The organism is Pseudobdellovibrionaceae bacterium (assembly GCA_023954155.1).
Taxonomy (GTDB): domain Bacteria; phylum Bdellovibrionota; class Bdellovibrionia; order Bdellovibrionales; family UBA1609; genus JAMLIO01.
The window spans coordinates 102,582-117,179 of sequence record JAMLIO010000001.1; the positions used below are offsets into that span (position 1 = coordinate 102,582).

At 42.8% G+C, this 14,598-nt stretch carries 15 protein-coding genes and 1 other RNA gene; 5 read left to right on the forward strand and 11 right to left on the reverse strand.

What is annotated here, in order from left to right; genetic code table 11:
• Window positions 1–127: 127 nt before the first annotated feature.
• Together M9899_00440 and M9899_00445 are read left to right on the forward strand one after the other, a co-directional pair.
• Window positions 128–637, forward strand: a complete 510-nt coding sequence (locus tag M9899_00440) for a polyhydroxyalkanoate synthesis regulator DNA-binding domain-containing protein (protein ID MCO5112621.1) — start codon at window positions 128–130, stop codon at window positions 635–637.
• Window positions 638–733: 96 nt separating this feature from the next.
• Complete coding sequence (locus M9899_00445; GenBank protein ID MCO5112622.1) at window positions 734–1,099, forward strand: JAB domain-containing protein; 366 nt, start codon at window positions 734–736, stop codon at window positions 1,097–1,099.
• A gap of 189 nt (window positions 1,100–1,288) precedes the next feature.
• Here the strand turns inward: M9899_00445 and M9899_00450 are convergent, their stop codons facing one another.
• The 5 genes from M9899_00450 to M9899_00470 all read right to left on the reverse strand — a co-directional run bounded on the left by M9899_00450 (window position 1,289) and on the right by M9899_00470 (window position 5,730).
• Entirely contained in the window at window positions 1,289–1,816 is a 528-nt protein-coding gene (locus M9899_00450; GenBank protein ID MCO5112623.1) for a hypothetical protein, read from the reverse strand.
• Between the two features lie 321 nt (window positions 1,817–2,137).
• Entirely contained in the window at window positions 2,138–2,539 is a 402-nt protein-coding gene (locus tag M9899_00455; GenBank protein ID MCO5112624.1) for a hypothetical protein, read from the reverse strand.
• On the reverse strand, window positions 2,536–3,003 hold the full coding sequence (locus M9899_00460) for a sigma-70 region 4 domain-containing protein (protein MCO5112625.1): 468 nt from the start codon (window positions 3,001–3,003) through the stop codon (window positions 2,536–2,538). Before M9899_00460 ends, M9899_00455 begins: the two co-directional genes overlap by 4 nt.
• Before the next feature lie 8 nt (window positions 3,004–3,011).
• Window positions 3,012–4,052 carry a rod shape-determining protein gene (locus M9899_00465; GenBank protein MCO5112626.1) on the reverse strand — a complete coding sequence of 347 codons (1,041 nt, stop codon included), beginning with the start codon at window positions 4,050–4,052 and terminating at the stop codon, window positions 3,012–3,014.
• 13 nt (window positions 4,053–4,065) lie between these two features.
• Window positions 4,066–5,730 (reverse strand): glycerol-3-phosphate dehydrogenase/oxidase, encoded by a 1,665-nt coding sequence (locus M9899_00470; protein ID MCO5112627.1) that lies wholly within the window; start codon window positions 5,728–5,730, stop codon window positions 4,066–4,068.
• 166 nt (window positions 5,731–5,896) lie between these two features.
• Here M9899_00470 and M9899_00475 point away from each other — a divergent pair, with 166 nt between their 5' ends.
• Window positions 5,897–6,655 carry an HAD family hydrolase gene (locus M9899_00475; protein MCO5112628.1) on the forward strand — a complete coding sequence of 253 codons (759 nt, stop codon included), beginning with the start codon at window positions 5,897–5,899 and terminating at the stop codon, window positions 6,653–6,655.
• Window positions 6,656–6,670: 15 nt separating this feature from the next.
• Here the strand turns inward: M9899_00475 and M9899_00480 are convergent, their stop codons facing one another.
• From M9899_00480 to xseA, 6 genes are read right to left on the reverse strand one after another with little or no spacing between them, the layout of a single operon-like run.
• Complete coding sequence (locus M9899_00480; protein MCO5112629.1) at window positions 6,671–8,008, reverse strand: aminopeptidase P family protein; 1,338 nt, start codon at window positions 8,006–8,008, stop codon at window positions 6,671–6,673.
• Between the two features lie 11 nt (window positions 8,009–8,019).
• On the reverse strand, window positions 8,020–9,033 hold the full coding sequence (locus M9899_00485) for a hypothetical protein (protein ID MCO5112630.1): 1,014 nt from the start codon (window positions 9,031–9,033) through the stop codon (window positions 8,020–8,022).
• The gene (locus M9899_00490; GenBank protein MCO5112631.1) at window positions 8,990–9,757 is read right to left on the reverse strand and encodes a TlyA family RNA methyltransferase; all 768 of its coding nucleotides are present in this window, start codon (window positions 9,755–9,757) and stop codon (window positions 8,990–8,992) included. The genes M9899_00485 and M9899_00490 overlap by 44 nt, the downstream gene beginning before the upstream one ends.
• Before the next feature lie 7 nt (window positions 9,758–9,764).
• Complete coding sequence (locus M9899_00495) at window positions 9,765–10,604, reverse strand: polyprenyl synthetase family protein (GenBank protein MCO5112632.1); 840 nt, start codon at window positions 10,602–10,604, stop codon at window positions 9,765–9,767.
• A gap of 9 nt (window positions 10,605–10,613) precedes the next feature.
• Window positions 10,614–10,862 carry an exodeoxyribonuclease VII small subunit gene (xseB, locus tag M9899_00500; GenBank protein ID MCO5112633.1) on the reverse strand — a complete coding sequence of 83 codons (249 nt, stop codon included), beginning with the start codon at window positions 10,860–10,862 and terminating at the stop codon, window positions 10,614–10,616.
• Window positions 10,826–12,250, reverse strand: coding sequence for an exodeoxyribonuclease VII large subunit (xseA, locus tag M9899_00505; protein MCO5112634.1), 1,425 nt, complete (start codon window positions 12,248–12,250; stop codon window positions 10,826–10,828). The genes xseB and xseA overlap by 37 nt, the downstream gene beginning before the upstream one ends.
• A 126-nt stretch (window positions 12,251–12,376) precedes the next feature.
• Between xseA and ssrS the strand changes: the two genes are divergently transcribed.
• Together ssrS and M9899_00515 are read left to right on the forward strand one after the other, a co-directional pair.
• Window positions 12,377–12,560, forward strand: a non-coding RNA gene (gene ssrS, locus M9899_00510) — 6S RNA.
• A 391-nt stretch (window positions 12,561–12,951) separates the two neighbouring features.
• Window positions 12,952–14,457, forward strand: a complete 1,506-nt coding sequence (locus M9899_00515) for a hypothetical protein (GenBank protein ID MCO5112635.1) — start codon at window positions 12,952–12,954, stop codon at window positions 14,455–14,457.
• Window positions 14,458–14,598: the final 141 nt, after the last annotated feature.

Below are 14,598 nucleotides of genomic sequence, written 5' to 3' on the forward strand. Positions count from 1 at the left end.
ACCCTTTGACACTCAAAGCTATTGTGCAGCCCATAATATATGCAGCTAAGGGATTTGCCGCTGATTTTGCAAGGGGTTGCGTATTAAAAAGGGAGGAAATGTGAACCAAGGTCAAGAGAGCTCAAAAATGAGAGCAAAAATCGTTAAAAGATATCAGAACCGTAAGTTATATGACACACAACAAAGCTGTTATGTAACTCTTGATGACATTGCCAAAATGATTCGTGCTAGCGAAGATGTGATTGTTATCGATAACAAAACTAAAAATGACATCACCGCAGCCACACTCACTCAAATCATTTTCGAAGCTGAGAAAAAATCTGCTCATTACGCACCACTTTCAACACTTCGCGACGTTATCCAACATGAAAATGGCAGCATCTCTGCTTATCTTGCAAAACTTGGCGCATTCCCTAAAGAGCAGTATTTAAACCAAAAACCACAAACTATCGCGATTCCTCAAACACAAACATCTCGCGATACTAAACCTAGCTTTGATGACCTAAAGCAAACTCTTGAAAAAAGAGTGGCTACTGCCGCAAGCGCTTTTCAAGATAGCGATTATGAAAGTGACGAATTTGTGGATAAGCTTCCTGATCTTCCCAACTCTAATAAGAGCTTAGGACCCACAAACTAAATCTATAAAATCGGACTTTTAAGCCTCGTCTTGGAACTTAGCTTAAAACAATTTGGTTAGACTTTTGAAACCTCTTCTTTAAGAAGGGGTTTTTTTATGAACAGTTCTATTATCTTTAAACATCTTTTACCTCAATTGGACTTTGACCGCGAAGTCTTTTGGGTTGTGGGTCTTAACGCCAGCAAAGAGATATTCTGTTCACGCCAACTCTTTAGCGGCACAGTGAATAAATGCGTTGTATATCCACGAGAGATTTTTAGATACGCCCTCCTTCAAAACGCCGACGAGATCGCCATCGCCCACACCCACACAACTACAGACATTTCCCCTTCAAAAAAAGATTTAGAACTTACGGCACGTTTACGCATGCAAAGCGAATGGCTAGACATCAAAATCGTAGATCATCTGATCATCTCAAAAAACCACGACTACTTTTCCTTCTTCGACAAAGGCCTCCTCTAGCTGGCCTCACTACCTCTGTCCGAGAAATATAAGATTTAAAATTTAAATAGAGTTACTCAAAATGCTCAGACAGTGACGTTTGGCATGCCTTTGCATTCGCAAAAGCACGCCAAGCCGAACTCGCATTTCGACCAACTCTATTTAAATTTTAAATCTTATATTTCTCGGACAGAGGCAGAGAGGCGGCGCTTAATTTTCTTGGGCGCGTTTGGCGGAGATGATTTCTAGATTGTCGTTGATTTCTACTATCCAGCCATCTTTAAGTGCATTCTTTTTATAAGCTTCTATGTATTCTCTTTTTGAGCGGGCGGCGTCTTCGGCGGCGCGTTTGCGGTCTGCCATTTCGACTCTGAGTTTTTCTTCAATAGACAGTGAAGAGAAATCTTGAGTTCCTGTTTCGCCTAGGTCTTCATCATAGATGCCCACGCTTCCACTTCCCGTGTAAGGCTTTTCGGGTTCCCAATTTTTGGCTTTATTTTTAAAGCTTTCTGTCATCTTCACATTGCGTTCACTGATCATCAGGTCACGCATACGCTTTTCCATATCTACGGAACGCATGTGCTGATTGACGGCATCATCAATCTTCTTTTCTATTCTACGTATATCTACATAATTTTCAGGATCCGCAGGCTTTTCTTTTCCCAGCTCGCTAAAAACAAAAAGGAATCCAAAAAATATCATCACAAATAGGGTCGACCCTAAAAATATCTGTGTCATTTTGTCTTTATCTAAGCCCATGATTTTTTATCGGCACAGAAACCTCTAAGCTATAAACATAAAGGGCTTTTTTATAATTTTTTAGTCGACGATTCTCAGAATGAAACACCTTGGGGGGCCCACTTTAGATTGGGTTTATGCTTTAATTTTTTTTGGATAGAGTTACTCAAAATGCTCAGACATGACGTTTGGCATGACTTTGCGTTCGCAAAGACATGCCAAGCCGAACTCGCATTTCGACCAACTCTATCCAAAAAAAATTAAAGCATAAACCCAATCTAAAGTGGGGCGCGGAGTATCATCATGAGAGTGTTTGAGGGGTTAAAAAAATTCTGAGAGCCAAGATTTGAGTTCTTGGAGTCTTGGGGTGAAGTACTCCGTGAGATCTTCGTAACAAAGATAAAGGACGAAGAATAATGCCATAAAAAAAATGGTCCCGACTATAGTCTTGAACTTGGATTTGAGTTTGTACCATCTTTGTTTGTTTTTTTTCGTGAAGATGGAGTCATCGTATTCGATTTGGATTTCGGAGATGGCGTTGAAGTATTCAAAGGCTAGTAGCACCGCTCCCACTTTTTCGCGGGCATCAATGTTGTTGTCCATGTGATGTTTCATGTCGCGATAGGTGAAAGAAGACATATCTTTGTTGGCAAAGTCAAAGAGCCTTTGCTCAAACATAAAGTCAGAAATCTCTTTGGGAGGGGGGGTAAGTCTTTCTTTCAATTTAAATATTCCTTTAATAAAATCGAACCCAACTTTTTGGCCCCATGACTTAAACGAAATTTCACTGTACCTTCAGTCACACCCTGGATTTCGGCAATCGTTTGTAAATCAAATCCACCTACATAAAATAAACATGTTGTATAAAATTCATTACCATGAGCTGAACGTTTGAACTCTCTCCATGCGCCTAAATCCAAACTTTTAGGGATTTCAAAGTGTCCCAACATCGGTGCTGTCACCGACTGAGAGGATTTCTTTTCATTAGAAATGTATGTTTTGTGCATGACTTTGAGCAAGCGACCTTCCATCTCTTTGCCCCAATCCTGTCCATCTACTGGAGTTCGAAAAACATCTTCCACCACTGACTTGGCCAATTTCAATGCTTTAGATTCGCTCATAAAGCAAAAGAAATAGAACTTGGCCGATCTTTGGAAAATCGATTTTTTAATTTCAAACTCAGACATTGTCTCTCTTAGTCGACTGTAAGTTTTAAAAATTCTGGCTCGTCTAAAGTTTTACCAGAACCCATCACTACACAAGTTAACGGATCTTCTGCGACGGCCACAGGTAACCCTGTTCTTTCACGAATCAATACATCTAAATTGGTCAACAGACCTCCACCGCCAGTAAGAACAATTCCGTTATCCACAATGTCTGCCGCTAACTCAGGCGGTGTCTTTTCAAGTGCTGTGCGCACAGCATCTACGATTTCAGATAAGGGGTCCATAAGTGCATCGTTCACTTGTGCCGCAGTGATTTCCACCGTTTTTGGTGCACCCGCAACTAAATCGCGGCCCTTGATCTCCATGGAGCGGTCTTCATCAATAGCGTAAGCACTTCCAATTTTAATTTTGATATTTTCAGCCGTTCTCTCACCAATCAGAAGATTGAATTGACGACGCACATAGTTGACAATGGCTTCATCAAATTTGTCACCTGCGACTTTAATAGACTTACAATAAACGATTCCACCTAAAGAGATCACGGCTACACCTGTGGTTCCCCCACCAATGTCCACGACCATGCTCCCTGTAGGTTCAGTAATTGGAAGCCCTGCGCCAATTGCTGCCGCCATAGGCTCTTCAATCAAATGCACAGACCTAGCACCTGCTGACTGAGCGGCTTCTTTGACCGCTCTTTTCTCCACTTCGGTGATTCCATAAGGCACACAAATGACGATACGAGGGCGCACAAAGGATCTTTGCTGTCCTACGCTCTTGTTGATGAAGTACTTTAGCATTGAAGACGTGACCTGAAAGTCCGCAATCACACCATCTTTAATGGGGCGAATAGCCACAATCGAGCCTGGAGTACGGCCCAGCATCAATTTAGCCTCTTTACCCACAGCCATCACCTTAGTGGCTGAACCCCGATAGTCCTTTTTTACAGCCACAACTGAAGGCTCATCCAAGATGATCCCTCTGCCTTTAGAATAGACAAGGACGTTTGCTGTCCCTAAATCAATGGCGATATCATTAGAAAAATACTCTGATAATTTGTCAAAAAAACCCATCTTTACTCTTTCCTTAAATATACTCTATTTTGTCCATGCTTATTGCACCAGTCAAACCTTTCCATTCTGACTCTGCACTATAATGATCAAAAAGAAGTTTATACTCTTGTTCCAAACGCTCTTGGTCCCACCCGTAGTAGTCCTTAAAAACTTTCCCGATACGATTTAAAAACTTAAACCCATGGTCTTTTTTGCTTAAAAAAAGCGGGACTCGTCTTGTGTAAAAATCTACAAGCCTTGCGCAATAGGTGTGTCGAACGGCATGAGCGGCTTCGTACTCCCATATATACTTGTACGGCCCATACTCTACAATATCCCACGCTTCTAGGCCATGACGCTCGACTAACATTTTGCACTGCAAATGCGTGAGCTCTGTCTTATTTTCCAGTTCGTGAATGCGCGACATCGCCTCTTTGAAACTCTTTTCGTCCACTTTGGGATTTAGAGGTTTCGCCGTACTTGCTCGACGCAGATTACGTCGCTCTTCTTTGGAAAACTGCTTGAGCACAACGTCCACCGTCTGCTGGGCCATAAGGCGATATGTGGTGTACTTTCCCCCCATCAAAAAGGTCACCCCGCGAGGGTCGGAAATGATGGTGTGCTCTCGACTGACCTTACTTGCCGAACCTGACCCATCATTGACCAAGGGACGTACCCCCGAATAAGTGCTCACCAAAGTCTCTTTGGTCACCTTAGCTTCAGGGAAGTACTCTTCAACAATTTTAAGCAAATATTCTACATCATCTTGAGTGGTTCTGACTTGGCTTGGATCGCTTGAGTAGTCGGTGTCTGTCGTTCCAATGATCACCATTTCATGGCGCGGAATCGCAAAAATAATACGCTTTTGTTGGTCCGCCGCCATGACCACCGCATCTTCTAAAGGGAAGTCCATACGACTTAAAGTCAAATGCACACCTTTTGTGGGACGCATACGCGGCTTCCAATCTGGCAAGAGCGTTTCACCCACCTGATCTGTCCATGGTCCCACTGTGCTGACCACGTGACGAGCGCGCACATTATGAATCACACCCGTTTGTGTGTCTAAAAGCTCGACCTCTTTGACTCCGCGACCGAGTGATTCTGGATTGAGTTTCTGAGCTTTTACAAAAGTTAGAAATTCTGCCCCATAGGATTTTGCACTTCGAGCCGTTTCAATCACCAAACGATCATCATCCATATAGGCATCAGAATAGACAAAGGCCCCCTTAAGATCCTGCTGTCTAATATTTTTGACCCTTTGAAAAGTTTGGGGCGCGGTTAAATATTCGTGAGCTTTGGGAGCTTTATACAAAGACAAGATGTCATAAAGCACCATTCCCATTTTCATCTTAAACGGCGACACCCTATCCCCTGCATAAAGAGGAATCACAAATCGCAAAGGGTGCACCAAGTGGGGAGCCATCTTAAGAAGCTTTGCCCTTTCATTCAGAGCTTCAAATACCAATCCAAATTCAAAATTTTCTAAATATCGAAGTCCACCATGAACCAATTTTGAAGAACGAGAACTCGTTCCCGACGCCAAGTCAGACTGTTCTACACACAGCACAGATAGGCCACGCATTGAAGCATCACGAGCAATGCCCACACCATTGATTCCACCACCAATGATAAGCAGATCGTATGTTTTTTCTGAAACAGACTTTAAGGTGGCGTCCTGTTCCTTAAATGACAGACTCAAGAGTGCTCCTTTAATTACGGACTTGGGTTAGCAGATGCCAAAACTTGCCCTTATCATAACAGCTTTTTACAAGCGTTCAATTCACACCAGACTTTTCAACTTTCTCTTTAGCACAGCGCAAACCACTTTTTAGTTGTCACTCCAGTGCTTTCATAGTCATTGTTAAATGATGAATACGACACACTTTTGGCAAAACCAGACCTCCCAGTTGATCCAAGACATTGAGACCTTTTTAAATAAAAATCCTCGCGGGAAAAAAGTAGCCGCCTTTGATGCCGACGGCACCTGTTGGTTTAACGATGTGGGTAGAGATTTCTATCTGTATCAGTGTGAAAATATTTTTAAAAATGTCTGGCAATGGAGCGACTATACAGATCGCGAAAAAAAAGATGTAGGCGAATCTCTGTGGTGGTTAGCCGAGATCAACCACGGCGCCACAGTCCAAAATTTAATCCGACAAGCCCAAGAAGCTCTTATCCAGAAAGGTCCTTTACAGATTGTTCCCTCTGTTCAACAGCTGATCAGATTCTTGCTGGCTAAAGGGGTAGAAGTGTTTATTGTGACGGCTTCGGTAAAATGGTCCGTAGTTCCCGCCGCTCGTGAACTGGGGATTAACGAAGATCATGTCCTAGGCGTAACCACCTTGCTTGATCTTGAACAGCGACTGACCCTAGAGAGATATTTGCCCATCACTTGGCGAGAAGGCAAACCCGAAGCTCTTCTCAATGCCACAGACGGAGTTGCGCCTTTTCTCTGCGGAGGAAACACAATCAGCGATCTGCCCCTCTTAGAATCTGCTACAGATTTTCGAGTGTCAGTAAACTCTGTGGATCAAAAAGATTCCATATTTGAAAGCGAACAGCAACTTAAACGCATCTCCCTTGAACGCCAGTGGTTTCACTTTGATTATTTAGAAAGTGTTTAGCACCAGTGAGGCGCGCTAAGCTTTACCTATAAGGTCTTCCAGTTCGGCAACCTCTTTGGGGCAATCGTGAGTTAAAACCTCAAAACCTTCTGTAGTGACCAACACATCGTCCTCGATACGAATGCCAATCCCGCGCATTTCTGGTGGAGCGGATTCATCGTCTTTGGGGATATAAATTCCTGGCTCAATGGTGAGCACATAACCTGGTTGAAATTTTACCGACTCAGTCATAGATGAATTATAGTAAGCACCCACATCATGCACATCCATTCCCAGATAATGTCCCAAACCATGAGGGTAGTATTTTACAAAAAGTCGCTTTTCAATGATTTCATCTTTAGATTTTTTAAGCAGTCCTAATTTGATCAGGCTTTCAGAAGTCAGATTGATGCACTTTTCATTCAGTTCTTTGAAACCAATACCTGGCTTTACGGCAGCCACCATTTGCTTTTGAATATTTAGTACTTCTTCATACACAGCTTTTTGCACAGATGAAAATGTACCATTCACAGGGAAAGTTCTGGTGATGTCCGCAGAAAGATAATTGTACTCAGACCCCGCATCGACTAGTAGCAGTTCGCCATCATGACAAATGTCATCATTAGATTTGTAGTGAAGAGCCGTGGCGTGATGGCCAGAAGCCACAATGGCTGCATAGCCTTCTCGCTGCGCCCCTCTACGCATGGTCTCATACAAGAACAGACCATAAAGCTCGCGCTCAGAAACTCCTGGCCGAGTGGCACGCATGAGCTGCACATGGGCTTCAGAAGAAATTTGACAGGATTTTCTGAGCATCTGAATCTCTTCTTCTGTTTTTCTAGCTCGAAGCTCGCCCAAGAGAGACAGAGGATCAGCAAGCGTTGTAAGTCCCAAACCGCTTCTTCCCTTATTGCGCTTCATTTTATTTAAAATTTGCGAAATTTTTTCGTCATTCTCAACGTTTAAAAAAGTTCTATAAAAGATTTGATCCGCATGATTCAGTATTGCTGGGGTCTTTTCAAGAAAATCCTTGATGTCAAAAACTTGATCCATTTGGAAAGCTTCACGAGCACCTTCTGTGCCATACATAAAGCCATCCCAAGTTTCTTTGATAGGATCCTTTTCTAAAACAAACAATGTAGACTCTATCTCTTGACCAGGAGTAAAAATAAAAACCGAATCGGCCTCTTCATAACCTGTAAGATAAAACAAATCACTGTCTTGTCTGTAGTAATGATGAACGTCGTTGTTCCTGATCAACTCTGGCGCAGAAAAGAGAATCAAGGCACTGTTCTTGGGCATCACTTGTGCAAGACGGCGACGACGCTCTTTAAAAAACTCAACGTTGTATAATGGACCTGGAATCTTTTTCATAACACCTTCTTTTAAAAGCTATACTTTCTTGCTAAATCTCTAAAAAACTGATCTGCCCTTGTGGACGACTGTTGAATTAAATTTCGTTTCTCTTTGAAATCTAAGACACTTTGCCCACCCGTGTTTAGAGTCAAAATATGATCTACACTATTGGGCTTTTGCACCATAGATCTTTGCACTTGGGCCCAAAAGTATTTGTCTCTGGGAGACACAGCCGAACTGCGTTCACCCCAATTAAGACCACCACCTAAAGGCAAGGCGTTCACCAGAATGACCTTTTCAGCCCCCATGCGACGCATCTCTTTGGCCAAAGATTCTATGTCCGTTAAGTTGGCCCAAACGCGAGGCTCAGACTGGGTTAATGGCGGAGCCTTCATGCAACTTTGTAGCGCGCGTCCATAGGAACCACTTTTAAAATACAAAGCTTTAGCATTGGAGACATCCAAAGCAGGACAAATAAATTTAATTTTTCCATTAGAGATCGCACGGCCTCGGGTGTAAGTCTGAATCAGCTTGGCCACTTCGTCTTCTGATGTTTCTTTGATTTCACCTCTAAGAAAACCTTTTTCAACACCCACATTTAATTGTCCTTGTGAAGCCTTCCACGCCATATCATTGGCCGCACCGTTAAGAGCATAGTTAGCCGCAATCAAACTCGACCACTCCACCCCCGCAATCACTTCGATGGGCAACTTCTGATCGTTAAGAGCTTTAAGCACCCCTAAATGTCCTAGGCTTAACGCCATCCCAGGTCCTAAAATTAAACCTAGTTTTGGGCGCACATTCTCATCTTGAATATTAAAAAGCTTTTTATCTACGTCCTGAGAGACTTCACCGACCACTTCCGAAGGCTTTGACTCCCCTTCTTCAGGTTGTGTGACTCGTTTTTCTTTTTCAACCTGTTCACGGGTTTTAAGACCAATATCATCAAAAGTCTGACAGCCCACCATCCCGAAAGCGACGGCCAACATCATACAAATTTTAATCTGTCTTTTCCAAAAAGATAAAGAATTCGACATTTCCATCTTTCCCCTTTTCTTCGCTTTGAAAGTAATCTCGTATTTGCAGCTGAGGCAAGGCTCTAACATAATCTGTTATTAAACTTTGCACAAGTTGGTGCTTGGCAGAGGAACGCACAATGCCCTTTTTATCCAAATCCTGTGCTGAGAGTTCAAACTGCGGTTTGACCAAAGCTAAAACCCGACCTCCCTCAGCCAGTAAGCTATAAACAGCAGGCAGGATATGTCGAAGCGAGATGAACGAAGCATCAATCACCACAAAAGGGAAGGGCGTTAAGACCATAAAATCCGAACACCCCTCTGCTTCGCGTATATCCAATCCTTCAAAGGTGAGGTTACGAGAATCTGCTTTTAACTTAGGGTCTAACTGCCCATGACCCACCTCAACACCGACAACTACAGATGCTCCTTTTTGCAACAGGCAGTCCGTAAAACCACCTGTAGACTGACCCACATCAAGAACCCTAAGGTTTTGGACACTATAAGCCAGATGCCCAAGAGCCTTTTCCAGCTTAAGTCCCCCTCGTGACACATACTTGGTCAACTCTGACTCAATCCGCACACGCTCTGGTAATAGGTTTTCATCTACCTTATAAGACGGCTTGCTGATCTTACGCCACTCTTGTGAGGCTGGAATAAATATTTGCACATCACCTCTAGAAATCATGTCTTCCGCATGAGTTCTTGAACGCGCCATTTTATTTACATAAAGCCACTGGTCTAATCTCATCTTGCACTTAATGGGAACGGGTGGCGTTGTAGTGGAGTAATTCGCGAAACGCCCCCACTGAAATAGAATGTTCTAAGGAGCTTAGGGTCGCATCTGCTTGCTTCTGATAAACTTCAAATAGGTCTTGGATTTCTTTAAGGCTTGCGATCTGTGAAAGACCATCCTCTTCTTGCTCAAAATCTAAAATGTCATCTTTGATTTGAAATAAAATCCCCATAGTCTCGGCAAAGTCTGACATCTTATTGTACACAGCATCAGGAGTTTCAAAAATAATATATGGGCCCATCACCGCGGCCTGAATCAAAGCGGCGGTTTTCTGCTTATGCGTCTTTAAAAAACTTTCTTGCCCCATGCTGGTCATCAAGCAATCATTAGCTTGTCCTCCCACCATACCCTTATACCCTGCGCGGCTGCCCAACATCGCGATCAATCTAGGTAAAGCTTTGGTGTACTCTGCATTTGAGGCCAAATGCGTGAACGCTTCGGTCAACAGAGCGTCTCCTGCTAAAAGCGCACAGGTTTCTCCAAATTTTTTATGCACAGTGGGCAGTCCTCGTCGATAATCATCATTATCCATACAAGGCAGATCATCGTGGATTAAAGAATAAGTATGAATCATCTCCACAGAAAGCGCCCAGTCTAAGACCGCCTCAAAAGGCTTATCCAGAGACAGACCTGCTGCGAGAGTCAGCATAGGGCGGAATCTTTTTCCCCCAGTAAATAAAGCATAGTTAATCGCTTCCACCAAAAGACGCTCGCCCTCTAAACCTTCCAAAACAAAGAGGTGCTTCAAACGACTTTCAAAAATAGGTTTACACTCATCCCACTTGCTGAATAGATCTGACATAGGGGGACTCTAGTCTTTGCTCTCAAATTTTTGAGTCTGCATGGTCTCTGCATTGAGCAGCACTTCGACTTTTTGTTCCGCTGCCTCAAGTTCTCCTTGGCACTCTCGAGATAATTTTACGCCTTCTTCAAAAAGCTTTAAAGACTCCTCAAGAGGAAGTTCTCCTGTTTCCATAGACTTCACAATTTCGTCTAACCTTTGAATCTTAGATTCAAAAGAGTTTACTGTTTGTTCGGTCTTTTTATTTGAGCTTGCCATTGTTTATTCTCCTCAATTTCTAATACTTTTGTTTTCATTGACCCATTTGCAAGGCCCACCCACAGAGCTTCACCCACTTGCACGTCCTTTGCTTCTGTTAAAACTTGCCCCAGCTGGGTTTCCTTTCTGACTACAGAGAAACCTCTATGCAGTACGCTTAATGGGTTTAAAGAGTCCAGCAGTTGAACGCTTCTTATAAATTGCTGTTTTTTGATCTTCATGGGGTTTGTAAGTCCAGGCAGAAGTCTACTTGAAAGACTGAATAGATGTTCTTTTTTGACTTGGCTAAAACCACTTCGGATCTGCAACCGATCTTGCAAATTTTTAGCACTCATCTTTTGCATTCTGATTTGATTTTGCACCACGCTCACTAAACGCTGACGACGCTCTTCACATCGCATGAACATGTCTTGCAGTTTGCGTTTGGGGTCCACCAGTTTTTGACTTAATAAACGAGTATCTGCCTTTTTACGCGCCATATGTCCTTTAAAGTGGAGTAATAGATTTTTAGCTTTGTTTTTAATGTCTTCTCTCACTATTTCTACGTTTTGCGAAACCAGTTCGGCAGCAGCCGAAGGAGTAGGAGCCCTCAAATCACAAACAAAGTCACAGATCGTAAAATCAATTTCATGTCCCACAGCAGACACGATCGGAGTGTCACACTCGTAGAGGGCTCTTGCCAGATTCTCATCGTTAAAACACCAAAGATCTTCGATAGAACCGCCACCTCGTCCAATGATCGCCACATCCACTTTGATTTTTTTTAAGAGGTGCACAGACTCGATAAGGCTCTGTGCCGCACCCTCACCTTGGGTTAATGAAGGAAGAATCAAAATTTCTGCCGATCTGTATCTACGACCTAAAACCTGAACCATATCTTTGACCGCCGCACCCGTGGGGCTTGTGATCAAAGCAATTTTTTTAGGAAGCTTAGGTAAAGTTTTTTTATGCTCTTGCGCAAAGAGCCCTTCGTTTTGCAGTTTGGCCTTTAAATCCTCAAAGGCCTTTTGCAACGAACCCGCTCCCACAGCGTCCATCTTTTCAACCAAAATTTGATAATTTCCCCTAGGTTCATAGACACTGATTCGGCCCCTGACGATCACTTCCATTCCGTCCTTGGGTTTGAATTGCAGGCGCATATTAGAACCACGAAACATCACCGCTGAAATTTGACTGCGAGAATCTTTAAGGCTGAAATAAAAATGCCCTGAGGTGTGGGCCTTGAAGTTCGAGATTTCTGCACGCAACCAAATCAAGGAAAATTGATTTTCCATAGATTGTTTAATCAGGCCATTAAGATCAGAGACACTTAATACCTTAATTTCTTCATCTTGGATTTCACCCGTCTCTTTTGAAAACAGGTCAGTTTGCGAGCTTATATTAGACATAATCCTTTGTACTAAACCGCTCGCGTAAGCGCTCTGTCAATGGTAATTTTAGCTTGCCCTACGTCCCAATTAAACACATTTTGAACTCTAGACCTAGTCGATTTTCGTAGAATTTGGTATAGTGATTATATTCTGTAGGACTCAAAGAATAAGTAAACCCTACAAGAAATAGATTCGGGAACTGTCCCTGATTGCGGTGTGCAAGCTTGTGGAGGCCCCAAAGCCAGATAACGAGAAGCCTAAAGCAATTATCATGGTGCCCACTTTAAATTCTGGGTTTACTTTCTTGTTAGAGTCCCACAGATTTTTTTATTTAAAGCCTACTCACTCTTTATAGTTCCATTAGAAATATTCGAAACCTATTACAATGCTAGCCTTAGCTTTGTGTTCACATTGAGTTCCACATATCTATGCTTGGGCATAGATGCCACTCTCTCGTCCTAGTCTTGTGTTCACATTGGCCACCCGCCATACCTGCGCCCCGCGTTCTTAAAAGAATTTGCGTCTACAATAAGAGTCGCAAAAATAATCTGTCTCATTTTGAGATGGTATTAAACTTGTTTACACTTGCTATTAGATTTGTGGATTTATTTCTACTGGCTTGCTTCTATCGGCGTTTATTTTTTTCTCAAGGTGACACATTTTGGCACTGTCCTTGCTTCATTGGGGTATGAATGTGCAATTTCAGGGGGAAAAAGCATATGAGACAGTTTAAAGTGTATACAAACTTAACAGTAGGCTACAATTTCGCAATAATTTTAGCCTGCGTATTCGGGCTTACACTCAATTTTAGTGCACCCAACACAGCTTGGGCCACTGGTGGAACCGTAATCACAGGAGCAGAGGAAGCGACTCCTCCTGCCGCCGAGGCCGCAGCGCAACCACAAGCAGCCGCTACAGATACTGCCGCTCAAGGCGCCGCTCCAACAGGACAACAAGTTATCAACGTTAACACCACACCACAACTTACGCCTGAAGAAAAGTTGCAAAAAGCGTGCGATGATAACAATAAAGATATCAATGACAGGATCTCTAAAATGACTTCAGCCTGTTCTGCTACCAAACTAGGTACAGACTGTGTAAGTAAGCTTTTTAAATGTCATAGCGGCCAAGGCGATAGCGACGAATGTAAGAAGATTAGAGAACAAGAATCTGCTGACACACGCTCAGAGCTTGATAATAAAATTGAAGGCTTTAAAAAAGAGAAAGAGAAGCTAGAAAAAGCTGAAGAAAAACTGAAAGAAGACTTAGATAAGGCTCAAAGTGAAATCGAAGACCTAAAAGGACAACAAGAAGATGTGATCAGCGAGAAGCGTCTTGCCGAAGAAGCTTTAAAAGAAAAACTTGCTGAAAACAAATCTGAGGCCGCTACACATGCCGAAAAACTTCAAGCAGGCATTGAAGCCTTACAACAAAAGATTCGTGAACTGCATGTTGCCACAATGGAAGACAGCAATGCCATGACTAACCTTATCGCTACATCTCGCATTGAATGTATCGCTGAAGGTCGAGAAAAGGCCTCCACCTTTGTCACTAAAATGCGTACTTGTACTCAAAGAGGCGGTAATTGTGGAGTGAGACAGTCCACCATTTATGCTATGGGAAAAAGAAGCCTAGAAGACCTTGGAAATGAATTGCAAAAACGTCATGTCAGAAAATGTATGTCTGTCAGCGGTAACAATGCTTTTGGCGTGAAATATATGGCTTTACAGTCACAAATCGCCAGAAAAACAGAGTTCTTGAATGCCCAACGTGCTGAGCTTTTAAATAAACAGACTCAGCTGCAAGCTCAGATCCAAACCATTCCTACTCAGAACTCCATCAAAGACACACAAAGCATGATAGAAAAAGCACAGGCTGATCAAGGCTTAACCCAAAAAGAGCAACAGCTTATGATGAAACAACTGCAAGCTGCTGCTAAGGTTAAAGCCATCCAAGAGAAAATTGAAAAAGAAAAGCAAAAGGTGGATGAAGTGAACACTAAGATCGCAAAGGCCGAAAAAGCCAAAGCCTCTGCACTGAACGACGACGACCTTAAGCGTTTTAAAGAAGCTATGGCAGGCATTAACGACATCAAAAGTCTGGCTTCTGACAACTTAAGAGGTTGTGGTTGCGAAAGCGCTATCAAAACCGTCAATAGCTATGTGGGCGGAATCTGTGACGGAACCTCTGCTGACGCAACATCAGGTGTTACTACGACAGAATAAAACTTTAGCCTAATTAAAACCTATAAAACCTTTTTTAAAGACCTCACTTCGAATAAAAGTGAGGTCTTGTTTTTAGCCCCACCTCTCTCGCAATATAAGCACAGTTTTCACAAGACAGTGATTGATCCCACCCTATTAGAA

Excerpts from the sequence above, each read along its gene's own strand:
- M9899_00515 (MCO5112635.1), top strand. The coding sequence starts at position 12,952 with ATGAGACAGTTTAAAGTGTATACAAACTTAACAGTAGGCTACAATTTC.
- M9899_00440 (MCO5112621.1), top strand. The coding sequence starts at position 128 with ATGAGAGCAAAAATCGTTAAAAGATATCAGAACCGTAAGTTATATGAC.
- xseA (MCO5112634.1), bottom strand. The coding sequence starts at position 12,250 with ATGTCTAATATAAGCTCGCAAACTGACCTGTTTTCAAAAGAGACGGGT.
- M9899_00490 (MCO5112631.1), bottom strand. The coding sequence starts at position 9,757 with ATGAGATTAGACCAGTGGCTTTATGTAAATAAAATGGCGCGTTCAAGA.
- M9899_00450 (MCO5112623.1), bottom strand. The coding sequence starts at position 1,816 with ATGACACAGATATTTTTAGGGTCGACCCTATTTGTGATGATATTTTTT.
- M9899_00485 (MCO5112630.1), bottom strand. The coding sequence starts at position 9,033 with ATGGAAATGTCGAATTCTTTATCTTTTTGGAAAAGACAGATTAAAATT.
- xseB (MCO5112633.1), bottom strand. The coding sequence starts at position 10,862 with ATGGCAAGCTCAAATAAAAAGACCGAACAAACAGTAAACTCTTTTGAA.
- M9899_00445 (MCO5112622.1), top strand. The coding sequence starts at position 734 with ATGAACAGTTCTATTATCTTTAAACATCTTTTACCTCAATTGGACTTT.
- M9899_00465 (MCO5112626.1), bottom strand. The coding sequence starts at position 4,052 with ATGGGTTTTTTTGACAAATTATCAGAGTATTTTTCTAATGATATCGCC.
- M9899_00475 (MCO5112628.1), top strand. The coding sequence starts at position 5,897 with ATGATGAATACGACACACTTTTGGCAAAACCAGACCTCCCAGTTGATC.
- M9899_00495 (MCO5112632.1), bottom strand. The coding sequence starts at position 10,604 with ATGTCAGATCTATTCAGCAAGTGGGATGAGTGTAAACCTATTTTTGAA.
- M9899_00460 (MCO5112625.1), bottom strand. The coding sequence starts at position 3,003 with ATGTCTGAGTTTGAAATTAAAAAATCGATTTTCCAAAGATCGGCCAAG.
- M9899_00480 (MCO5112629.1), bottom strand. The coding sequence starts at position 8,008 with ATGAAAAAGATTCCAGGTCCATTATACAACGTTGAGTTTTTTAAAGAG.